The 20,515-nt window shown below is 36.4% G+C and carries 25 protein-coding genes and 1 tRNA gene; 14 read left to right on the top strand and 12 right to left on the bottom strand.

The features are described from left to right. Positions 1–14 precede the first annotated feature (14 nt). Positions 15–584 (top strand): DJ-1/PfpI family protein, encoded by a 570-nt coding sequence (locus MUN89_RS18165; RefSeq protein WP_244709226.1) that lies wholly within the window; start codon positions 15–17, stop codon positions 582–584. A 159-nt stretch (positions 585–743) separates the two neighbouring features. Beyond that, positions 744–893 (top strand): hypothetical protein, encoded by a 150-nt coding sequence (locus tag MUN89_RS18160; RefSeq protein WP_244709224.1) that lies wholly within the window; start codon positions 744–746, stop codon positions 891–893. A gap of 12 nt (positions 894–905) precedes the next feature. Here MUN89_RS18160 and MUN89_RS18155 read toward each other — a convergent pair whose 3' ends face one another. From MUN89_RS18155 to MUN89_RS18140, 4 genes are all read right to left on the bottom strand, one after another. Continuing rightward, positions 906–1,328, bottom strand: a complete 423-nt coding sequence (locus MUN89_RS18155; RefSeq protein WP_244709223.1) for a PH domain-containing protein — start codon at positions 1,326–1,328, stop codon at positions 906–908. A 58-nt stretch (positions 1,329–1,386) separates the two neighbouring features. After that, a complete protein-coding gene (locus MUN89_RS18150; protein ID WP_244709221.1) occupies positions 1,387–2,394 on the bottom strand; it encodes an HAAS signaling domain-containing protein in 1,008 nt (335 codons plus the stop codon). Next, on the bottom strand, positions 2,381–2,740 hold the full coding sequence (locus MUN89_RS18145; protein ID WP_244709220.1) for a PadR family transcriptional regulator: 360 nt from the start codon (positions 2,738–2,740) through the stop codon (positions 2,381–2,383). The genes MUN89_RS18150 and MUN89_RS18145 overlap by 14 nt, the downstream gene beginning before the upstream one ends. Before the next feature lie 133 nt (positions 2,741–2,873). Next, complete coding sequence (locus MUN89_RS18140; protein ID WP_244709218.1) at positions 2,874–3,317, bottom strand: SgcJ/EcaC family oxidoreductase; 444 nt, start codon at positions 3,315–3,317, stop codon at positions 2,874–2,876. A gap of 194 nt (positions 3,318–3,511) precedes the next feature. Here MUN89_RS18140 and MUN89_RS18135 point away from each other — a divergent pair, with 194 nt between their 5' ends. After that, positions 3,512–4,102, top strand: coding sequence for a phospholipase D-like domain-containing protein (locus MUN89_RS18135; RefSeq protein WP_244709216.1), 591 nt, complete (start codon positions 3,512–3,514; stop codon positions 4,100–4,102). A gap of 176 nt (positions 4,103–4,278) precedes the next feature. After that, positions 4,279–4,351: transfer RNA gene (locus MUN89_RS18130), tRNA-Ala, on the top strand. A 134-nt stretch (positions 4,352–4,485) separates the two neighbouring features. On the opposite strand, the gene MUN89_RS18125 is transcribed toward MUN89_RS18130, so the two are convergent. The 3 genes from MUN89_RS18125 to MUN89_RS18115 all read right to left on the bottom strand — a co-directional run bounded on the left by MUN89_RS18125 (position 4,486) and on the right by MUN89_RS18115 (position 7,449). Continuing rightward, positions 4,486–5,598 (bottom strand): site-specific integrase, encoded by a 1,113-nt coding sequence (locus tag MUN89_RS18125; protein WP_244709214.1) that lies wholly within the window; start codon positions 5,596–5,598, stop codon positions 4,486–4,488. 153 nt (positions 5,599–5,751) lie between these two features. Further along, entirely contained in the window at positions 5,752–5,943 is a 192-nt protein-coding gene (locus tag MUN89_RS18120; RefSeq protein ID WP_244709213.1) for a helix-turn-helix domain-containing protein, read from the bottom strand. Positions 5,944–6,024: 81 nt separating this feature from the next. After that, positions 6,025–7,449, bottom strand: coding sequence for a hypothetical protein (locus tag MUN89_RS18115; protein WP_244709211.1), 1,425 nt, complete (start codon positions 7,447–7,449; stop codon positions 6,025–6,027). Positions 7,450–7,877: 428 nt separating this feature from the next. Between MUN89_RS18115 and MUN89_RS18110 the strand changes: the two genes are divergently transcribed. Continuing rightward, a complete protein-coding gene (locus tag MUN89_RS18110) occupies positions 7,878–8,180 on the top strand; it encodes a hypothetical protein (RefSeq protein ID WP_244709209.1) in 303 nt (100 codons plus the stop codon). Positions 8,181–8,339: 159 nt separating this feature from the next. Here the strand turns inward: MUN89_RS18110 and MUN89_RS18105 are convergent, their stop codons facing one another. After that, positions 8,340–9,122: a bifunctional DNA primase/polymerase gene (locus tag MUN89_RS18105; protein WP_244709207.1), complete on the bottom strand. Its 783-nt coding sequence runs from the start codon at positions 9,120–9,122 to the stop codon at positions 8,340–8,342. Between the two features lie 593 nt (positions 9,123–9,715). Here MUN89_RS18105 and MUN89_RS18100 point away from each other — a divergent pair. After that, positions 9,716–10,690 carry a helix-turn-helix transcriptional regulator gene (locus MUN89_RS18100; RefSeq protein WP_244709205.1) on the top strand — a complete coding sequence of 325 codons (975 nt, stop codon included), beginning with the start codon at positions 9,716–9,718 and terminating at the stop codon, positions 10,688–10,690. Between the two features lie 100 nt (positions 10,691–10,790). Next, positions 10,791–11,189, top strand: coding sequence for a VOC family protein (locus tag MUN89_RS18095; protein ID WP_244713914.1), 399 nt, complete (start codon positions 10,791–10,793; stop codon positions 11,187–11,189). Positions 11,190–11,812: 623 nt separating this feature from the next. On the opposite strand, the gene MUN89_RS18090 is transcribed toward MUN89_RS18095, so the two are convergent. Continuing rightward, a complete protein-coding gene (locus tag MUN89_RS18090) occupies positions 11,813–12,589 on the bottom strand; it encodes an SDR family oxidoreductase (RefSeq protein WP_244709203.1) in 777 nt (258 codons plus the stop codon). A 703-nt stretch (positions 12,590–13,292) separates the two neighbouring features. On the opposite strand from MUN89_RS18090, the gene MUN89_RS18085 reads away from it, so the two are divergent. Beyond that, a complete protein-coding gene (locus MUN89_RS18085; protein ID WP_244709201.1) occupies positions 13,293–13,484 on the top strand; it encodes a hypothetical protein in 192 nt (63 codons plus the stop codon). Positions 13,485–13,602: 118 nt separating this feature from the next. Then, positions 13,603–13,995 carry a DUF3139 domain-containing protein gene (locus MUN89_RS18080; RefSeq protein WP_244709200.1) on the top strand — a complete coding sequence of 131 codons (393 nt, stop codon included), beginning with the start codon at positions 13,603–13,605 and terminating at the stop codon, positions 13,993–13,995. Positions 13,996–14,163: 168 nt separating this feature from the next. Here MUN89_RS18080 and MUN89_RS18075 read toward each other — a convergent pair whose 3' ends face one another. The 3 genes from MUN89_RS18075 to MUN89_RS18065 form a co-directional block, all read right to left on the bottom strand. Beyond that, complete coding sequence (locus MUN89_RS18075; protein WP_244709198.1) at positions 14,164–15,456, bottom strand: DUF4179 domain-containing protein; 1,293 nt, start codon at positions 15,454–15,456, stop codon at positions 14,164–14,166. Beyond that, a complete protein-coding gene (locus tag MUN89_RS18070) occupies positions 15,457–16,002 on the bottom strand; it encodes a sigma-70 family RNA polymerase sigma factor (RefSeq protein WP_244713912.1) in 546 nt (181 codons plus the stop codon). Between the two features lie 130 nt (positions 16,003–16,132). Further along, positions 16,133–17,278 (bottom strand): MFS transporter, encoded by a 1,146-nt coding sequence (locus MUN89_RS18065; RefSeq protein ID WP_244709196.1) that lies wholly within the window; start codon positions 17,276–17,278, stop codon positions 16,133–16,135. Positions 17,279–17,378: 100 nt separating this feature from the next. Here MUN89_RS18065 and MUN89_RS18060 point away from each other — a divergent pair, with 100 nt between their 5' ends. The 5 genes from MUN89_RS18060 (at position 17,379) to MUN89_RS18040 (ending at position 20,497) form a co-directional block, all read left to right on the top strand. Then, positions 17,379–18,260: a LysR family transcriptional regulator gene (locus MUN89_RS18060; RefSeq protein ID WP_244709194.1), complete on the top strand. Its 882-nt coding sequence runs from the start codon at positions 17,379–17,381 to the stop codon at positions 18,258–18,260. Between the two features lie 178 nt (positions 18,261–18,438). After that, a complete protein-coding gene (locus MUN89_RS18055) occupies positions 18,439–18,624 on the top strand; it encodes a hypothetical protein (protein WP_244709192.1) in 186 nt (61 codons plus the stop codon). Between the two features lie 106 nt (positions 18,625–18,730). After that, a complete protein-coding gene (locus MUN89_RS18050; RefSeq protein WP_244709190.1) occupies positions 18,731–19,441 on the top strand; it encodes a restriction endonuclease in 711 nt (236 codons plus the stop codon). A gap of 177 nt (positions 19,442–19,618) precedes the next feature. Next, positions 19,619–20,182, top strand: coding sequence for a hypothetical protein (locus tag MUN89_RS18045; RefSeq protein WP_244709188.1), 564 nt, complete (start codon positions 19,619–19,621; stop codon positions 20,180–20,182). Positions 20,183–20,323: 141 nt separating this feature from the next. Further along, a complete protein-coding gene (locus MUN89_RS18040; RefSeq protein ID WP_244709186.1) occupies positions 20,324–20,497 on the top strand; it encodes a hypothetical protein in 174 nt (57 codons plus the stop codon). Positions 20,498–20,515: the final 18 nt, after the last annotated feature.

The following is a 20,515-nucleotide window of genomic DNA, read 5'->3' as shown; positions in this document are numbered from 1 at the left end:
AGGAGGATTCACTAATGTCTGCCAAAAAGGTTTTAATCGTTACCGGTGATGCAGTCGAAGCCCTGGAAGTCTATTATCCTTATTTCCGCTGTCAGGAGGAAGGTTTCGAAGTCGATATCGCAGCTCCTCATCAGAAAAAGCTAAACACCGTGATACATGACTTCGAGGATTGGGAAACGTACACTGAAAAAAGAGGCTATATGGTGGATGCCAACAAGCAGTTTGCCGATGTCAATCCGAACGAATATGATGCCTTGATTATTCCAGGAGGACGTGCCCCTGAACACATTCGCATGGACGAGCATTTGCCCGGCATTGTCGCGCACTTCTTTGAAGCAGACAAACCGATTGCTGTCATGTGCCACGGCAGCCTCGTACTGACAACGATTGCGGATGTAGTAAAAGGACGCAAGCTGACCGCATATTCCGCATGTAAACCGGAAGTGGAAAGTATTGGTGCGCACTACATGGATGAAATGGACTATGTCGATGAAAACCTCGTCTCCGGCCATGCCTGGCCAGACCTCCCGGCAATCATGAAAGAATTCGTCAAGCAGGTGAAAGGTACGAAAGTCAACTCTTAACATTGAAATAAGCCTTGCAACTGGCTTCGTTTCAATTAAATGGACAGACCAGATGATAGAAAAGCTGGTCTGTTTTTTTATTCTATCGAAAGAAGTAAACAGAAGATTTGTAGTTCCGTTATAATAGAAGATAGTTTGAACGGTTCGGAGGTGTATAATATGGGTTTAGTTTACATTGGTATCTTTTTTGCCGGACTTGGCATCTTCTTTGTCGGCATTGGCTTTCTATGGGCCGTTTCTCTATATAATAAGAAATTGAAATCAGAGAAAGGTGAAATAGAAGATAAATCAAACAGCCACAGCAAATGAAATAACGCCTCGCTAGTCTTTAATCGTTGCCTGCGGGCAGCGTTCTTTCAATAGAAGGATGAAGGCATCCCTGTCCTTTGGTGAGATTAACGCCATGCTAGTTCCTGTGAGAATTTCAATGCGCTTAAGCGAAAGAGCTGGAGCGGAAAGTGGGTTTGTTGTTTTCCGGATAGAGGTCACAGCAGAAAACGGAACTGCTTTACGGAACGGCCCGAAGCGGATCACCAGTGCCTCGTCTGTTAATACATAATAGGTGGTTAACATCATCCAGCTGATAAAGCCAGGGATTCCAATTCCAATTAAAATGATGAAGAGACTGCCCCACAACCCCAGCCACTCTGTAATTAAACCGTAAATAACGCTGACGATACAACTAATTAAACTAACCCAGAGCAGTAACCCAAGCCACAAATCCTGCTTAGATGGATATTTCATAAATAACCCCCTCCTGTCTCTTATTCATACGAGATAGAAAGGGGAAGTTTCAAACTCTTTATTTGCGATAGGCTTTGAAATAAGCAGCTGCTGTTTCGATGATGACGGTTGCGATAAAAACGACAAGCACTCCCAGCTTTGCTTGCTGCCAAATAGTCTTGGCTGCAGCATAAGCCTCACTGCCAATTTTGAATCCAGCTGCATCAGAAAACTGCTGAAGAAATTCCGGATTCCACAATCCTCCATACTGAAGCAAAAATACTCCGAGAACAAGTATAACCAGATTAATGAGGAGAAGGGAGGCGGCTAACTTTTTCGTCCATTTTCCTATGAGCAGCTTGACACACTCTTTAAGAATGCCAAGTCCAATGATGATGATGATAAGGACCAGGAAGCTTGAATAATGCTCGAGGTTGAAAAAAGGTACGATGGTAACCAGCTGATCATTTGCAAAAACAGGCAATCCTATAAAATCGTTGGACTGGATGACAAAAATAAGAACGAATACTGAAACGATAATTCCAAAAATCGTTTCGCCTTTTTTGATTTGTTTTTTTCGATCCGGGACCGCTGGCAGCTGAGACGGCGACCATTCCTGGCTTCGTTCTTTCTTCAGTTCGTCAGGAACGATACCCTTGTACTCCATTAAGGCAAAAGCAAGCGTCACCCACGCAAATGCCTGCGGCCCAACTTGAACCAAGGAAACGATGTAGTCGACAAAGTAGCTGAGAATGTCCATGGGATTAATAATGGCTTCAATGATAAAAACGCTGCTAAGCCCTACAAGTGCGGAAACGAGTACAATTTTCAATATGATTTGATAAAAATAAAACAACTCCGGGCTGATGAGGTATCTGCGCTGTCCGCCATATTTTAAAGCAAGTTCATGAGGAGGACCAAGCTCCAGCAGAACGGCTTCCACATCTTTTTCGCTCGGGTTCTGGTCCGTACCTCTCTCCAGAAGCATATCTTCTATTAAACTCCGTAATTCCTCTCCAATATCCGACCGTTGGGACTGTGGCAGTCTGCGCATGACCGAATAAATATACCTCTCAATCATCTCCATATTCGTTCTCCTCCTCATTTATTAACCCTTCCATGCTTGAAGCTATCGTCTTCCACTCATCACACAACCGTTCATATACCTCTTTACCAATTTCACTCAGCAAATAATATTTCCTTGGCCGTGATTCGTTTGTATCCCACTGGCTCTTAAGCAGTCCTTGCTTTTCAAGTCTGCGGAGTAAAGGGTAAAGCGTCCCTGGTTCTACCTCAATGCCCTTTGATTTTAAGGTGGTTACGAGGGAATATCCATAATGCGGGTCTGAAAGCTGGCTAAGCACCCCAATGGTGATCGTACCTCTACGTAATTCCTGCAACAGTTTATCTACGTGTTCGTTTACATCGCTCATTTCATCAGCTCCTGTATGTATTATACTGTATGACACACACTATTGTAAATGGCATAATGTTATTGATGATAAAATATGTTTCTGCCTACAATAAAAAACCCTTGCTACGAAAGCAAGGGGGGAGGATTGATGGTTAGTCTTCTTTATTTAATTCTTCCGTCATTTGGTTTACGAGTTCTGGGCGGCCATGAAACTGAGCTGGAGTATTTTGGAACAATTCAATTTGAAAGCGGCCCTCCTCATAAACTGCGACCAGTGTATGGTGGGTGTGGAAATCTGGATTGAGTCCTTTTTCGCCTGGAGGAATCATGCCAGCGATCGCTCGAACTAGGGCAACGTCCGCACTTAAGAATTTCACCTCTTTTATTTTCGTCACAAACGGAGGAGTAGGATGAGTGTCAAAAATGGGGGTTAAATGTTTGAGAATGGCTGCCGTCCCAAATTCCTGACTGCCGTCAAACCCGATCATTTCACCGTCTTCGGAAAACAACTCAGCCATTCCTTCTGCATGTCGGTCATTCCATGCTTGAATGAGCCGGGAATATACGTTTTGGACTTGGACTAATTTTTCTTCCATAAGTTCCTCCTCATAAATCGTAGTCTGCTTTCATTTTAGCATGGGAAAGCAGGGGATTGAATTTAAAGGAAACAACATTTTCACGCGATCCAAGCAGCACTATTTCGAAAGCTGAATTGCTTTTTCATATAAATAGCGAATGGGACAAAACGTACAGGGCATATACATAACTACTTCAAAGGAGGAATGGACAAATGGAGTTGTTTACAGGAGCGGCCGCAGCCCTTATCCTTGGATCGATGTCTTACGGCGTCTATGTTTTCACAAAAAAAGAGAAAACCGTCGTCTTAGAACCGAACAAAATTAAGTATGTGTTCTCAAAGTCCAGCAAGTCGCCTAAGGAAAAGCTGATCGAGGTTATTGATAAATCCAAGGAGTCACTAGATGTTGCCATTTTTACCTTTACTGAAAAAGAAATCGCCGCTCATATCTGCAAAGCCACTAAAAGAGGCGTGAACGTCCGCGTCATCACCGACAGGAACCAGACAAGGGATATTCCGAGACAAAAAGAAAATGTAGAGAAACTGATGGAAGCAGGCATTCCCGTCAAAGTGAACGATCATAACGGTCTCATGCATTTGAAGATCACGATTTCAGATAAACGTCTAACCACCTCAGGATCCTATAATTTCACCTACACCGCCGAAGAGAAAAACGATGAAGTCATGCTCGTAATTAAAGACAAGGAAATGGCGGAAGAGTGGACGAAGAAATTCGACAGCATGTGGAATGACAGCATCCAGTTCAGCAATTACCTCGCTCAGCCTGAAGAAAAATCCGCCTAGTCAAAACCGTTCAACCTCTCTAAAGAGATTGAACGGTTTTTTACGAACTCACTAAGGAGAGAATTACTTTATTTTCGTCTTATAGACTTAATAATTATCCTGAAAAACTAGCAGGAAAAGTATTGCAATCATAGGGGGATGAAGGTATAATTTTTCTTGTCGCATCATTTATATACGGGGCATTAGCTCAGCTGGGAGAGCGCTACACTGGCAGTGTAGAGGTCAGCGGTTCGAGCCCGCTATGCTCCACTACCCGGAAACCCTTGATATATAAGGGTTTCTTTTATTTTCTGAATAAGTTTCCATCGTCAAAAACAGGTGAATATTCTATTTTGGTCATGAATTGGTCATGAATTAAAATTTTACACTTTTTTGACTTGGTTTTAGTTAAAAAGAGCCTCATGTATTTTGTCAGCTGCTTCTCTTTGCATGTTAGGTAGTAAATGACTATAGGTATCTAATGTTAATCGAACATCGGAATGCCCAAGGCGTTCAGATACTACTTTAGGATTTACGTTTTGTAATAGCAAGATCGTTGCGTGAGTGTGGCGCAAATCGTGAAATCGGATCTTATTCAAGTTCGCTTTGTCAGTAAGCCTTTTGAAAGTACGAGTTAAATTACTGGGATTAATAGGGCTGCCTAATTCTGTGCAAACAATTAGATTATGGTCATTGTAAATATCTTCAATGAGAGATCGAGAGTTATCCATTTTTCCCTTATGCTTTTTGAGCAAATGTATTGTCTCATCGGGGAGGGTAATGGTACGTTTTCCGGACTTTGATTTCGCTCCAGATTTTAACTCTTTCCCGTCATGAGATAACGTTTGTCTAATCATTATTAATTTTTTGTCCCAATCTAAATCTGTCCATCTAACCCCAAGTATTTCACCTTGACGCATTCCTGTTGCGATGGCTAAATGGAATGCCATGAATAAAGGATCACTTTCAGCAACATTTAGAAATTTATGAACCTGATCAATGGTCCAGACGGTGACCTCATTTTTTGAAGCTTTTGGTCGCTTAATGTTTTCTGTAGGGTTTTTAATAAGAAGCTCCCATTCTACGGTTTTCTTTAACGAGTCTTTAACGAGCGTATGGATTCTTTGGATTGTTGTACCTGATAAGCCTTTTTCATTAGATAAGAAACTGTAAAAGTTATTAATCATCATTGGGTTTAGTTTTGATAAACCAATATGACCAAGAAAAGGGGAGATATGCACATCAACAAGAAGTCTGTACGATTCAAAGGTGGATGTTTGGACGTTCATTTTTTTATCATCAAGCCATAAGGTTAAAAATTCTTTATATAGCATTTTGGATGGCTCGATATATAGACCTTTATTATATTGTGCAATTACTTCATTTAAAGCTTGAGTGGCTTCCCTTTTGGTCTTAAAACCTCTTTTTTTCTTCTGATTTAATCTGCCGTTCGGTTTCTTTCCTAATGAGACTACGTAGTACCAGGTAGAACCATCTTTTTTTACAGATCCTTTCATTCACACAACCTCCATAAATTACGTATTGGAGAATGTGTAGTAAATTACTACACCTCTCATGAAACGATTGAGATGCAGCAGTGTTTGCCATATCTCAATCGTATGTTTAAGAATAGACCATGTCAATTTTTAGCCTGGTAGGTTTTACATCAATTAAATGCTAGGTGTCTCTCCATTTAACCAACTGATAAATATTTTTTTAGAGACCTTAATTCTCGCTCCTACTCGTACAACATGAAATTCTCCTGAATTCGCTAAATTATAGGCTTGCCTTCTTCCAATTGATAAGATCTCTTGGATATCGGAAACGTCTAGCACGTCTGGATAATTACTTAAGTTATTCATTAGTGGCTCCTTTGATTTTTTATATAAGTAATAGGAAACGATTAAGCTGTCATAGCTGTCATGGCTGTCATAGCTGTTAATTTAATCTTTGGTGAAAATGTAAGTTCTTTGAATTGCCTTTCGTTTATAGCTAAAACTGATTCCTAAAGAATTCAACATTTTTTCATTACGCACAATTTTATCTTTTAAATTAACTATGGATTGGATAATTTTGAAATCTTTTTCTCCATACTTCTTTTGGTATAAATCTTTTAAATCATTGAATAATTGGGTTGGAGTAGTTACTAACGGATTGGGACTTTTCTCAATTATCTCTATTAGAAGCTGAAGAAAAATATTTTTTTCCATAGCGTCCTCAACTTTAAACTCATTATTTTCTTGGATGAGTGTGTTGAAGTAGTTACTTGGTAACCCTAATTGTTCTTCGCAGCAAGTTATCCATCTGATAAAGTCAATAAACCGAGATGAAGTTTTTATCTCACTAGAAGGGAATTTTTTTAAGGCATGAGAGAGTATAGAAAATAATCCGCCTAAAATATAGGGAGTTTCTTCATTTAATGATTTCATTAATTCGGAAGAACTTTTTAAATCTTTAAGCTTGGGAAGTTTAATGTAAATCATTCGACTAAGTAAATCATTCTTATCGGTAAGTTCTTCGATACTGTTGAGAACAATAGGTCTTACTAAACTATAGTAGACCCCCTCTAAGTCAGAGAATAGCTTGCGGGTTGAAAAACTACTCGTAGTAGACAATTTGCACAGCCAGTCTGCCTGATTCCGACTTATTTGACTAACATTGTCAAATGTTACTAAATGTTGTCCTCTAGCCTGAGCAAATAAGTTCTGTTCACTTTTAGGAATCGTAAGTTCAGTTGTTTTTGAAGGATCCAAAAGTAGTTTTATTAACTTTGTCCTAAATGTCTTAGCCGTGCTTTCTCCACCTTGAAAGTATAAGACAGGATATTTATCTGTAGGCATATATACGGAAAGTAAGAAAGATATGACCAGCATAAATTCTTTTTCATCCAAACCTAAATAATGTCTCAATCTTAATAAATCTTTAGGATTTCTCCCTTTAGGGAGAGGCATGGATGAATTATTGTTATCCATCTGAAAGATTAAAGGGGAGTTCCTAGTGACTTTCCACCCTGAAGTTGATATCTCTATCTTATTACCTTCTTCATCATTTAAGTTAATATAGATCTTATTGTCGTGGTGTCCAACTCTGCTTGCAATGCTATGCCGTTCAGTTAATTTGAAGCTGTATAGGGCTTCTAATTGATTTAATGTTTGATTTAATGCATTTACTTCAAGGAATGAATTATTCTCTTGATTGAACATGTACATTAACCAATTCTTAAATGATGTACTTCTTAGAGGTACAAAATTATTAAGCTGATTGTTAATGACGAAAATCTCTTCTGTTTCGCTTTTTATTAGTTTGGAATGTTTTTCTACTAATTTAAAAGCCAGAATCGCTTGTTGTTTTGGATTGTCTGTGGGCACAAGATAAACTCCTTACATTGGTTTAATTAATTTTCCCCTTGTAAGAGATTCCATAAAATCACTTATAATGTAAAAGCAATTAGATTAATTTACTGGAAGGGGCGTAGTTAATATTTCATAGGGCAAAGTGTATTTTGAACAAAGTTTAGTTTAATCTACCAAGCCTCCCTTCTTATTAGATATAAAAAACCCAAAGTTAACCTACGCACATTAAACGTAAGAATACTTTGGGGTTATGCCCTTTATTATTTAATTTGATAACTTGAACTCTGTAGAGATTAAACTAATACCCATAGTTGAATATGATATAGGTGGATTTAGGCAACAGTTTGAAAGCCAATTGATCCCGCAATTATTAGGAATTCATTCCAAAATTGCATCCGTGTAATGATATAATAATAGATATTCATACTAGGAGGCGAAACTCTATGGTTCAAATGAATAAGAAAAACAAGGATCTATTCAACCAATATAAAGACTCAATGTTAAGATCCAGATCATTGGAAGAGGTCCAATTTAATTACAATAATTTGAGCCACTTGTTAGATGGCCAAAAAAGTGAAAATCAATCTATTATAAAGAAGATGAAACAAGATGATCTCTTGCTCTATAAAGATTTAAAAGAGAAAATGTTAGCTGCCACGGATAAGTATGAAGTAGTCTATTACGAAAACAAAATTCATAAACTACTTGATAAGTTAGATAATAATAACGATAAAATAATCACGTGATTACCCGTGATGTTTTTCTAAGTATGGCATCTAACTGCTTGGTTTGAGTATCCATAACCAAACTTTGGATTGCCTCATCCCTTTCGTATTTCTCTTAATTGCCGCAATGAGAATTCAAAGAAAGCATTATATTCTAATGTATGCTGGGTCTCATTATGTTTATATTTCATTTTTTGTATCCTCCATTAAATCTCTTTTTACTTTTTCTAAAAATTGATACCCGTTCCCTTGGCCACAGTTGGCAAAACAGATCCACCCACCGTGATTAGGACTAAATGCAAAAGAGTTATTATGATCCTCGTGAAAAGGACACAAGCCAGTTAACCAATCTGAATTTTGTTTCTTTATATTCAGTACATACTTCGAAAAATAGTTATACCAGTTAACATTTTCCCCATGGTTGTAATCGTTTTGTTGGGGTCGGGATTGTGCTTTTATTTGAGCAGAAATTTTTTGATCCAACCAATTTGGTAATCGAGCAAACGCTGCATCTTTGGGGTGGATAATAAATTTGTACTTATTTCCACTCGAATGTAAGGATGGAGGAGCCACCACAAATTTCCCTGTGCTTTGAAAATCTACTTGGGAAATAGGACTGCATGATTTAAGGTGGGGGGAATGTTTAAAATAAACATGGTATCCACGATTAGTTTTTGCTACTGGTGTGTTAGGAAATGCTCCATTCTTCTTTAAATTCAATAAAGCCTCGGTAGAGTCAATATCTAAAATATCAACTTTGTGACCTGTAAGAATCCCTATGTTTGTTCGATTCGAAAACTCAATTAACTTACCTCCTTGATAAAAACCATTTATGATTTCCTCGGGTGTGAGAATTTTTTTATTCCAATTTTTAAACAATGGGATCTTGCCCATAACTGGAAAGGGGTACAATCCGATTTTTCGATAATAAAGAGCGTGTTTTATTATTGATTTTCTCTTCATTTACTTCTCCCCTCTTTGGATTTAGAACAAAAAAATACCCCTAAATGGACATACGAAGGACATCGTATGATCATTTAGGGGTATCCCTTTTTTGAATATGTAGTTTGTTTTCGTTAGTATAATTAAAGCACAAGAAAAAAACTAAGTCAAACGATTTTTCAAGTTCAGGCGTTTGCCGATATGATCAAACGCTTAATAGAGAACGCTATAGTTTTACACATATGGTTGGTAAATCAACATTTGGGAAGAATTTTTCATTTAAACTATTAATACAAAAACCAAGTAAATTTTGCTCAATTAACATTAATGAAAATAGCACGTGGCAAAAGTAATGTTGGTCGGTGTTTTTACCCTGGTGAGGGAATTAAAATGCTCTTTTAAAGGAATGTAATTCATTGTTATCTTGAATTCAAGTCTTCCAGAATAGGGCAGCATTCTGGAGTAAGAGGTTACTATGTTTAATCCAGAAAAGGCTATATTGTCAATGAACACGATAGTCTTGATTCTTGAAGGATTGTACGGAAATACTCTTATGATTTATGAGATAATGATGAAGGAAACAGTTTTACAATTTTGTCTTTAAGAGGTGTAGTATGTCCAAGGCTGATAATATGCTCGCTATTTTATGGTTGCTAAAAACGAAAAAACGGATGACTGCTAAACAATTGGCGAATGAACTTGAGATCCATATTCGAAGTGTCTATCGCTACATTGATTCGTTGTGTGCCAGCGGCGTTCCAATTATAGCTGATTCCGGGCATAACGGTGGGTATTCTTTGCTTCATGACTTGACTAAAGCTCCACTTTTTTTTGACATAGAGGAACAAAAGGCACTTGTCCATGCGTCCAAATTTGCGGAAGAGGCTGGTTACCCCTACGGTGACGCATTAAATCGAGCGGTTTCCAAGCTGAAAAGATACACAAATCCGAATCAATCAGAGGAAATTGACCGTCACGAAAAGGGAATTGATGTGATTAGTCCTAAACCTGATTTTTCTTTGAATTCGTTTCTTCAGGATTTGGAAATATCAGTGGCGGATGGCAAAACTCTCACCATAGTGTATCAAAAAGGATACCAAGCCTCCTTGAAAGAACGTCGGGTTGATCCATATGGATTGACGTATTGGAATGGAAAATGGTACATCATTGCCTATTGCCATTTGCGACGTAATATACGCAGCTTTCGAGTGGATCGCATTCAATCCCTATCCACTACAGATGCTATATTCAAAAAGCCAGAGAGTTTTTCAAGTCGTCAGTTTTTCCTTCAAAATCTTTTACCTGATTGGGAAAATCAGAATCAACTACTGACGATTTGCATTCAAGGTGCTCCGCATGCCATTAATGATCTATGTGATCACTGGTTGTTTGGACACGCTCTTGTGGAACGATCAAAAGATCGGGTTTATTTTAAACTAGATGAAAGTGCCATTTCGACTTACGTTCCAAATTTTTTGCTTCTTTATGGAACAGCTGTTGAAGTTTTAGAACCAACTTTTTTAAAGGAAAAATTAGTTGACACTGTTTCAAAATTACTTCATCATCACCAAAAATCCGAACTTGACTGACCGTAGTTGTCAGTCAAGTTGTTTTATAGTAAGACAAGGTCGTCAGATTAAGGGAATGAATACTCGATCAAACAATCTTACTTTTTGGAAGGTGATGAAATTGAAACTACTGCAAATTAGACTTTTGGTCAAAGATTTTAGAAAAAGCGTTTCGTTTTACAAAAATCAGCTGGAATTGCCAATTAGCCTGTATGAGGAAGACATGGAGTATGCCCTCTTTAACACGGGAGAAACCAAAATTGAGCTTTTACCACGAAATATGATGGCTGAAGGAGTCGGTGAAGGAAATAAACCTGTAGATGCGGATACACAATCATCATTCTTATTTCAATTTAAAGTGGAAGATGTCGATAAGGCTTACAAGCATCTTTGTGAAAAGGACATTTTGTTTGTGAACGAGCCTCATGAACGTACAGAGTGGGGCGCTCGAATTGCACATTTGCGTGATCCAGATGGAAACTTGATTGAAATTTATACAATGCTGGGGAGAGACGAATAATAAGGGTGTTTTAATTTTCTTTCTGTGTACGTAATTGTTTGTTTAAATGGGGCGTGCTTTTATTCCAAAGTGCGCTCTTTATAAATAATGCCAAAGTAGAATAATGTAGATTTGTTCTTTTGAAAAATTGATACTCTCGGTATTTCGTCACTAGGCGAGAATTCAAGGGGGTATCCCACAAAAGGGTATTTAAATTATTTAGTGTACATATCTCCGATTGGGTAAGGTTAATGTGTTATTAATTTAACGATTCGTTGGTATAAAACCCTTTTAATATCTCGAAATCAAGTCTTCAGTTAAATGGGGCGATTCTGAAACAAAGGAATTGCTCTCTTTATTGTATTGGGCAGGATTGTGGAAGACTCAGTTTCGAGATAATGTAATGATTGAAAAATTATTTGAAGCTGAATATATATAACTATAAATTTTAATGACCTGATGTTATCTAATTAAGTAACTTCCGTTCTTAATGGAGGACCGCCAACAAATAAAGTTTTAAATTAAGCGCAGATAAAAAAGTGGCAATCTAGAAGGCTATTTGCCTGTTCTCAATTGCCACTTTTTATTGAACGATCAAACCCTATTAGTATGAATTAAAATTGGTAACCAACTAATATGCTAAATCACCAGAACCCTCCATCTGAATGAATAATTTGGCCTGTAATCCATTCAGATTCTTCACTTGCTAAAAAGACAATCAACTTTGCAGCATCTCTAGGTTCACCAATTCGGCCCATCGGGAATTTCGGCAATAAGTTTTCCCTCAATTCACTGTTCATCCATCCACTGTTAGTAGGCCCCGGGTCTACGGCATTAACCGTGATTTTGAGTGGTGCTAATTCAAGAGCGACTGATTTAGTAAAAGTAGAAACAGCACCTTTTGTTGCTACATAAGCCAAATTCCCAGGCTCGGGTGATTTGTCTTGACCTGACACCATGTTAATAATTCGACCACCATGTTTCCCTTCAATATGACGAGCAAACTCAACCGACAAAAGACAAGTCCCTCTAACATTCACGCTATAATGAGCATCTAGAATGTCTGCATTTATGGAATGAAAATCCACGTTAACGGAATGTGTTGCATTATTTACAAGAATTGAGGGAGAGCCGAGTTTATCATGAACTTCATTAAGCAGTTTCTTTGGGGCATCTGGTTGTGAAAGATCCAATTCCATAGATTCACATCGTACTCCAAAGTTGCGAATCTCCTCAATAAGATGTTTCGACCAATTGGAATCATCATCAGTAAAATACTTCATTTCACGATCATAATTAGACCAATGAGTAAAAAAAATGTCTGCGCCTTCTTTAGCTAATTCTCGACATATTCCAGTCCCAATACCTTTTACTCGACTAGCGCCAGTAACAATTGCGATCTTATTCATTAATCGTTTCATAAAAGAAAGCATCTCCTCACGGAAACGTTGAGAAAAGGGCTATGGGAGATGTAAGTTAACCAAACAAAAAGCGAATACCTAAAATAGGCACTCGCTTGGCGTGTTTATAGCACATGAACCCAACGATCCTATAATGGTGTAAAATTAAATGGATAATATCCCCTGTAAAAAGGGGCAACAAATCCATTCGATTACTTAGCCATTAAAGGATATCTCCCATTAAAGTTCATGCTCCTTTCGTACATCTCCATACTTATATGATATCATAATTACCATTTTAGTAAAGATTTCGAAAAAATATCTTGTGTGATGTGGAAGATGAATGCTTATTATAGAAGGAACATTTACCTGAGGTGTTTATGTTCAAGTACATGTAAAAGAAAATTATTATTATCTTGAAGATGAATTTTCCAAAAAAGGGGGCTTTTGTTTAATATTTAATCCAGCAGACAATAGGAAGGGAAGGTGTTTGAAGTGGAAGACAGTTATTATTTAATTAACGCATTTACAAAAGAGCCGTTTAGGGGGGACCCTGCAGCATTGATTTTAAACTAGATTGGACTACTATCGCCAATCGAAGATGGAGATTTACGCACCGCAGTGGAGTATCGACCTTTGAAGGTCAGTTGCTTCCTGCTATAATAAGTATAGATAAACGTATGTATTTTTGACCTCGTTTACACGATTATAGGAGGTATGGAGAATGGGTGAAATTAAAGCTGTAAGCATGAAAGAAAATAGTCGTTCAAAAGAGGTCGTCCGAATTGGTGCAGCTACTTCAGCATTCTCAACACAAGAGAGTGAAAAATGTATTCAAGATGCTGTGAAAACCAGCCAAGCACTTTTAGATAAACTTGCAAAATTACCTAAATTAAGTGATAAAAGGGCAAAGTAAAACGTTAAAGAGTTCTCATGTCAGAATGAGAACTCTTTTTTTAATGGAGTAAGAGAGCTCTTGAAATCCTCTGTTTTTAGTGTAAAATTACACTAAAATGACTTGGTGGAGGGTATTAATGATGAATTATAAAAAAGCAGTAATTATGGTAGGTGCTATCTTGCTAATCGTTGGTGCTCCATTGATTATTTATGATGGATTACACGGTAATTTTATTCGGGACTATCTAATGGAAAAGCAAGTTAAGAATTACTTAATTTCCAAGGGGTATGAAGTAAAAGATATATCATCCATTGAGGCAGATTATAATATGAAGCTTAATACCAAAAAGGTTAAAGGAACATTTGCTATTGTAGTTTTCAAAGATGAACCTGAGGAAAAATACCGTTATATAAAAATGAGGAAGTCAGGAGATATACATCAAGAATGCAGTTACTATGATGAGAATACAGGAGCTTATGAAAATGACTTTACTAAGAAACGCAAGCATATGTTGAAGAATTGTTATTAATGACAAAATTATAGGTGCGGATGAAAGGGTTTAGATTCCTAACCATTCCTTTTGGTTTGAAAAAGTTGATATACATAGTCATTAATATGCCTAACAATACTCATAAATTTAAAAGAGCCTACCATTTGAAAGATAGGCTCTTTTGTATGCTGCATCATTATAAAGCGGTTAAGGGAAAATGACGTGTCCATTCTTATCATTTATCTTTATTTGATAGTCGTTGTCTTGGATAAACTGCTTGCCTTCTTTAGAACTTAAAAATTCATTTATCTGGTCTTTTATTTCTGCGATCGCTTTCTCTTTATCCTGGCTTTCGGAGTTTAGTGTTGTGCTAACTACAATATTGAACATTTGGTTCTGCAGGGAAGCCCCGATTGTTTTTACATGTAAATCTTTTTGTCCAGCAAGGGCAATGGCCAATGGTCGGCTCAGTTGACGGGCTTTTTCGCCTTCAGCCAATTTTTCCTTATCCAAGATATTTACGTTTACGTTGTAATTCCCAAAATCGACGGTTTCAATTTTTGAAGGTAGCGCAGAATGGACTATCTTTTCATCCGTTTGAAATCCCCATGCTTCGACTGTTAAGGAATGATTCGGAAAATTGAGCCCAACGCTTTTATATGGAATGTTTTCTTTGGAAAGATCTTCTTCCACATAGCTGGAGAGCACCCTTGCGCTTCTTACTGGTTTATCCAGTAATGCCCAATCCTCATAAGTGACATCTTCAATGGATGATCCTTCCACATACCGAAAGACCTCTACGTTGTATTCCTTTCTATGATACTTTTCAAGAAGTGCAGCAACTTTTTCTTTAACAGCCGAGTAGTTCTCATCAAAGCTCTGCTTATCTTCTCTTATCCCTACAGGAAAGCTTTTAGATTGAGGGATATAAAAAGCTAAACCAATGGAATAACCCATATTATTAAGTTTTGATATGATATGTTTCTCTTCGTTTATGAGCTCCTGACTCTTTTGAATTGTAGTCGGTTGTTTTTCTGAGTAATGAGCTACTTTGACAGAATACGCATCCAAACCTTTATCCTTTAACAGCGTTTGGGTTTTGGCTTGAATTTCATTTTTTACTTCTTGAAAGTAGTCGTTGCTTCCTTGCACTTCAATGAAATAAGTTTTTTGTTGAATGTTTGAATTTACTGCATGGATCTTGTATTTTTCTGATCTCAAATAGTCCCGAATTTCTGTCACAGGTTCCTCCCCATCAAATAGAGATCCAATAATCGGGAAGTTAGCCATAACATTCGAAATGGAAGGAGAAAAGAGGGTTGATCCCATAAGCATTCCTAGAAAAATCACTGCAGCTGAAGCTGCATATACAATTCGTTTTCTTTTGTTTGATTTAGTTTGAATGGATTCTTTCACGCTTCTTTTAATTCGCTGGTGGATGATCTCGTTGTAATAATCTTCTTGATAATGTTTTTTGCCCTTCTTAAATAATTCTTCCATTTAAATCAACCCCTCTCGTATGATTGGATGGGATTTCAATTTCTCCCTACCTCTTGAGAGTCTTGTCTTGATTGTGTTTTCCTTTTCGTTTAATGTCTCACTTAGTTGTTCGATAGGCTGGTCATGAAAGTAGTAGAGGATGAGGACTTCCCGATATTTCACGGGCAGAGAGAGCACCGCTGTTAAGATTCGTTCCTTCTGATTTTGTTTCACATATGTCTTTTCCGTGCTTTCCGTATGCTGCTCTTTTTCAAAATACTTTAATGGATATTTTAACTGAGCTAGCTTTTTCCTTCTTAAAATATCTTTGGACCGGTTGGCCGTGATGCGATAGATCCAAGAGGAAAGAGCAGCGTCTCCCCGGAAATGATGGTATTGACGATACACTTTTATAAACACATCCTGGGAGATATCCTCAGCCATTCCTTTGTCTTTAACATAGGAATAGGCTAATAAATAGACTTGCCTAGAATATGTATCCATAATTTCATCTAATAGATCGTCCATTTCTTCATCGGGGACATTTTCTTTCCTTTGAAATGACATTTCTTCCACCCTTTTCCCCTCCTTTTTATTACGACTCATAACTCCACTCGCAGGTTTCAAAATATATTCTTTAATATTAAAAATTTTAGTTTGTATTAATTTAATAATGAATCAATCATAAAACATTTTTCTAAATTGCTTTTTGTAAAAATATAACATGATAAATGAACATTACTACTCCCACCGCTGAAAAAACATACCAAGTAACCATGCTTGGTGTATTCTGAAGCAGAATACCTCCTAACATACTGCCGATGGGTCTCCCTAATCCATCGGAAATTTTACTAATTCCAAAGTAAATCCCCATATTTCCACTATTATCTGCATAATTTGATATAGATGTATCTATAATTGGAACAATGATCATTTGCCCAATGGTTAATACAAAAACTCCCAAGATTAAAGCAGTAAACGTATGAAATAGACCTATAATAGAAAAGCAAAATATAAAAGAAACAACGCCTATTAAGACAAATATTTGTCTGTTTTTTGTCTTAGATAACCAAATTCCAACAGGATACTGTAAAATAACTCCTGTTATTCCGTTAATGAGAAAGAGTATTTGTATATGATTGGTAAATTGTTTTGTGTAGTCAGGTAATGAAACAAAGAGTTGGGCAAACAAAATATAATATAAAACCATAAAAATAATTAATCTCATAAATCTTTTATTCTGAAAAGCCTGTTTAAAATCTAGGAATGCTTTCCCCTTATGGATGGGAGATTGGGGGGAAGTTCCTTTTATTAAAGTAATTAAACCTATACTTCCTAATAAATATAGAACTCCAGCAGTGATAAAAATTACATTTATTGAACCTGTCCAAATGACAACACTAGCAAGTAATGGACCTACAAGAAGTCCAGTTTTGGTAGCACTACTTCTTAAAGAAGATAATTTCGGTCGTTCAGAGGGGGTTCCTGAACTCATTAAAAGGGCTTGCAAAGATGGTCCAGCTAAACCACCCCCGATCCCCGCAATACCTGCAGAGATAGATAAAGCTATAAAATTCCCTGTTACCCCTAGAGATAAAAAGCCTATTCCTCTAATGAGTTCACCTATTGAGCTTATTTTTTTGTAACCAAATAGATCACCTGCTGCGCCAAAGGCTATAGGTGTGATTTTTTGTGTGAAAATATATACACCGGTTAAACAACTCGCTTGAAATAATGTAATACTATGGACATCAGTCAGAACGGGAAACATTGGCATAGCGATGTAACCACCGGTAGATAGTAAAAATATTAACGCTGCAATAATAAATACCTGTTTATTCATTAATATACCTCCTGTGAAAAAGTGTAAAGGAGGAATTTCTATTTTAGAAACGAATTATTATGATAATATCTATTTAAATGTTAAATAAATAGGAGGAAATATGAATACCGAACAATTAGAAACTTTTATTACTTTAGCTAGAACGAAAAATTTTACTCGTACCTCTGAAACTATGAACGTTGTACAATCTACAATTACAATAAGGATAAAACAATTAGAAGAGGAAGTAGGGAAAAAGTTATTTGTGAGAGGAACAAGAAACGTAGAAATAACGGAAACCGGAAAAGCTTTTTACAATTACGCAGAACAGGCATTAAATCTTATAAATGAAGGGGTGGAACTTGCAAGAATTCAACCTACTTATAGAAGACGACTTGTTATTGGGGGGCTAAACTCTATATGGGATACTCCAATATTTAATAATATCCAACAATTTAAGGGAATTAATCCAGATACTGCGATTCGATTAATTACAGGACATTCTAGTGAATTGATTGAGAAAATTTTATACGGCTTAATAGATGTCGGTTTTGTCTATCAACAGCCACATTCTCCAACTATTCATTTTAAGGAAATAGGGGAAGACGAAATATTACTTTGTGGAAATCCGGGAGTAGCTGAGAAACTGGGAAGGATAAAACAACAAGATTTATTAGAACTCCCTTATATTCACTATAATTGGGGAAATGAGTTTTCTGAATGGTTTAGGGACAACATAGGAGAGCATGAGAATGTTAAATACAGAGTGGATCATTCAGGATTAGCTTTACGTTTACTTTTGGATGGAGAAGGAATCGGTTTTATGCTTAAAAGCATTGCGAAGAATCACCTTATAAACGGAGCACTAACTCAAATTTCAATGGAAGGGATTAATAAAATTCCTAATCGGAAGATATTTATGATTTTTCCAAAGAAAAAAAATCTATATGAAAAAATAGGAGATTTTACTGAATATATTCTTGATAAGAAGTATAAGAGTTAAACTAGCAAGAATTTTCAACTAGAAATAACCTCTCTTTGTTTTAAGGTGCAATGCTCTAAGAATCACTTCGAGACGCCCTTCATATAAGTTATCTATGAACTGAACCACATTTGATAACCTTTAAACGCACTTTCTAGAAGGGCGTTTAGCATGTATAACTTCTCGATGGGAGGTAACTATGGAAAATGACAAGCATAAGAAAAAAATTCAACAGAAATACCGAATGGAGATTAAGAAAAAAAGACAGAATAATAATACACATATTTTCCTCATTGTGATCGCTATTGTTGTTCTACTTCTTGCAATTATTTCTTTGTATTTAGGTGTTTTAGGTGATGGTTCTGAATTTCATCCGCGGACATAAAAATCTAACAAGCAGTCGAATCATTTAAATATTTCAAAGGGAACTTCATTAAGGAGTTCCCTTTTTTTATCAAAATTGTATATTCCCTTCTTATTTTATTTCCCTTTTGGAACATACTGATATTGAGGTGATTCAATTGGGACGAAAACGATCCATATCGTTTGGTTATTTTCCAATATTATTATTTCTTGCAGGGTTTTTGTATTTAATTATGATAATTGAAATGCTCTTTGCTTGGCTTGCATCATTATCTGGAATAGCTTGGGTGACGATTGCAACTATTAGCATAACTATAATCATGGTGATTCATGTGGTTCGAATGCACAAAAAATCAAAAGAAGAGAAGATTAATAAACTTAAAGCTGAAGAAGAAGCTGCTAAGAGAAAACTTTTATTGAGAAGGCAAGGTACTCTTACACAATTAAAGAGAATGAAACCGTTAGACTTTGAATACTTTATTTGTGATTTGTTTACGCAAATGGGCTACGATGCGCAAGTAACAAAGGCAACAGGAGACGGTGGAAAAGATATTGAGTTGAGGAAAGGGGAGTACAGTGCGATTGTGGAATGCAAACGGTATGATAAAACAAAAGTGACAAGACCAAAGATACAACAATTCCACAGTGCAGTATTGGATTGTAAAGCCGAAAGGGGCTTTTTCATTACTACAGGAGAATTTACTTCTCAAGCAAGAAATTATACGTTCGATAAACCAATTGAACTAATTAACGGACACCAGTTGGTGAAAGTTATTGAGAAGGTTACTGATAACCAATGTACATTTGATAACTTTGGAAATATTATCAAGGAAATATAAAAGGTAATATACCGTATTTCGGTAAATTATGCGATCCTGTTAATTATAAACATAATTATCGTGAATCTAATGAAAAGTAAAACATATATAAGACGTAAGCACCCTAAATCCCAAAAAAAGGATTTTTTGTGTGAAATAAGGTATAGTAAAAGAAAAAAGTCATTACAGGAGGTTAGTATGAAGAGATATTTTATCCTTTTCATCACTGTGGTGTTAATGGCAGGCTGCTTTAATGCTAAGGAAGTTGGTAGTGTAAAAGGTAAAGGGAATGAAGGAGTAAGACCGTTTATGGTTACTGATAAAAGTAACGGTGTTTATTATATTAGTAAGTTTGTGGGAGTTCCGCATCGTTTTGGAATGATTAATGTGCCTACAACAACTAATGATTCTGTACCTATTTATCTGTACTTTTGGGGAAATGAAGAAGAATATACAGGAAAAGATGTAAAAATAAAGCTAGAACATTTAGCTTCAGAAAAAGAAATTGTATTGGAGAAAACAATTAAAGCTCTTAAGAATGGTAAGATAGAAACGCCTCCAAGTGAAAAATCAGGAGTTATAAAGTTAAATGGTACTAGTGGTATTGCTGAAAAGCCAGTTGGCTTTATTACAAGTAAAGTTGAATTTCCGAATGTAGGAACATGGAAATTGAAAATTAGTAAAAATAAAAGATTACTGGGGAGTATGAATATTGAGGTTACTGAAAACGACACAGGATTGGAAAGGTTGAATAAAAACTAAGAATAGTGAGTGTACATTTCGAGGGCTTATATCTCATATAAAGATATGCTCTCAATTTCATTTGATTTTAGAAAAATATATTCTTTTTATGTCTAGACAAAATTAGGTATATGTTAAAATTAAAGTATGGAGGTGGCTTCGATGGGTCTTACACTAGAAGCTAAGGAAAGATTAGTATCAAAATTGAACAAGCTGCTTGAAAATCCAGAAAAAAGATCATCCACTAGGATGTCTAACTACGGTAATAAATTTCATGGGGAAGGCAAGCAAACAAAAAATACCCTCGACCAGCAATATCAACTAAAGGACCTGTAATTTATCATCGTGATAAAA

Source organism: Halobacillus salinarum, assembly GCF_022919095.1.
Classification (GTDB): domain Bacteria; phylum Bacillota; class Bacilli; order Bacillales; family Halobacillaceae; genus Halobacillus_B; species Halobacillus_B salinarum.
The sequence above is the reverse complement of the archived record's forward strand: the minus strand, read 5'-3'. Positions and strand labels throughout refer to the sequence as shown.

What these genes read in the sequence shown, in the direction of transcription:
- MUN89_RS18165 (WP_244709226.1), top strand. Translation starts at nt 15, where the DNA reads ATGTCTGCCAAAAAGGTTTTAATCGTTACCGGTGATGCAGTCGAAGCC.
- MUN89_RS18160 (WP_244709224.1), top strand. Translation starts at nt 744, where the DNA reads ATGGGTTTAGTTTACATTGGTATCTTTTTTGCCGGACTTGGCATCTTC.
- MUN89_RS18155 (WP_244709223.1), bottom strand. Translation starts at nt 1,328, where the DNA reads ATGAAATATCCATCTAAGCAGGATTTGTGGCTTGGGTTACTGCTCTGG.
- MUN89_RS18150 (WP_244709221.1), bottom strand. Translation starts at nt 2,394, where the DNA reads ATGGAGATGATTGAGAGGTATATTTATTCGGTCATGCGCAGACTGCCA.
- MUN89_RS18145 (WP_244709220.1), bottom strand. Translation starts at nt 2,740, where the DNA reads ATGAGCGATGTAAACGAACACGTAGATAAACTGTTGCAGGAATTACGT.
- MUN89_RS18140 (WP_244709218.1), bottom strand. Translation starts at nt 3,317, where the DNA reads ATGGAAGAAAAATTAGTCCAAGTCCAAAACGTATATTCCCGGCTCATT.
- MUN89_RS18135 (WP_244709216.1), top strand. Translation starts at nt 3,512, where the DNA reads ATGGAGTTGTTTACAGGAGCGGCCGCAGCCCTTATCCTTGGATCGATG.
- MUN89_RS18125 (WP_244709214.1), bottom strand. Translation starts at nt 5,598, where the DNA reads ATGAAAGGATCTGTAAAAAAAGATGGTTCTACCTGGTACTACGTAGTC.
- MUN89_RS18120 (WP_244709213.1), bottom strand. Translation starts at nt 5,943, where the DNA reads ATGAATAACTTAAGTAATTATCCAGACGTGCTAGACGTTTCCGATATC.
- MUN89_RS18110 (WP_244709209.1), top strand. Translation starts at nt 7,878, where the DNA reads ATGGTTCAAATGAATAAGAAAAACAAGGATCTATTCAACCAATATAAA.
- MUN89_RS18105 (WP_244709207.1), bottom strand. Translation starts at nt 9,122, where the DNA reads ATGAAGAGAAAATCAATAATAAAACACGCTCTTTATTATCGAAAAATC.
- MUN89_RS18100 (WP_244709205.1), top strand. Translation starts at nt 9,716, where the DNA reads ATGTCCAAGGCTGATAATATGCTCGCTATTTTATGGTTGCTAAAAACG.
- MUN89_RS18090 (WP_244709203.1), bottom strand. Translation starts at nt 12,589, where the DNA reads ATGAAACGATTAATGAATAAGATCGCAATTGTTACTGGCGCTAGTCGA.
- MUN89_RS18085 (WP_244709201.1), top strand. Translation starts at nt 13,293, where the DNA reads ATGGGTGAAATTAAAGCTGTAAGCATGAAAGAAAATAGTCGTTCAAAA.
- MUN89_RS18080 (WP_244709200.1), top strand. Translation starts at nt 13,603, where the DNA reads ATGATGAATTATAAAAAAGCAGTAATTATGGTAGGTGCTATCTTGCTA.
- MUN89_RS18075 (WP_244709198.1), bottom strand. Translation starts at nt 15,456, where the DNA reads ATGGAAGAATTATTTAAGAAGGGCAAAAAACATTATCAAGAAGATTAT.
- MUN89_RS18070 (WP_244713912.1), bottom strand. Translation starts at nt 16,002, where the DNA reads ATGTCATTTCAAAGGAAAGAAAATGTCCCCGATGAAGAAATGGACGAT.
- MUN89_RS18065 (WP_244709196.1), bottom strand. Translation starts at nt 17,278, where the DNA reads ATGAATAAACAGGTATTTATTATTGCAGCGTTAATATTTTTACTATCT.
- MUN89_RS18060 (WP_244709194.1), top strand. Translation starts at nt 17,379, where the DNA reads ATGAATACCGAACAATTAGAAACTTTTATTACTTTAGCTAGAACGAAA.
- MUN89_RS18055 (WP_244709192.1), top strand. Translation starts at nt 18,439, where the DNA reads ATGGAAAATGACAAGCATAAGAAAAAAATTCAACAGAAATACCGAATG.
- MUN89_RS18045 (WP_244709188.1), top strand. Translation starts at nt 19,619, where the DNA reads ATGAAGAGATATTTTATCCTTTTCATCACTGTGGTGTTAATGGCAGGC.
- MUN89_RS18040 (WP_244709186.1), top strand. Translation starts at nt 20,324, where the DNA reads ATGGGTCTTACACTAGAAGCTAAGGAAAGATTAGTATCAAAATTGAAC.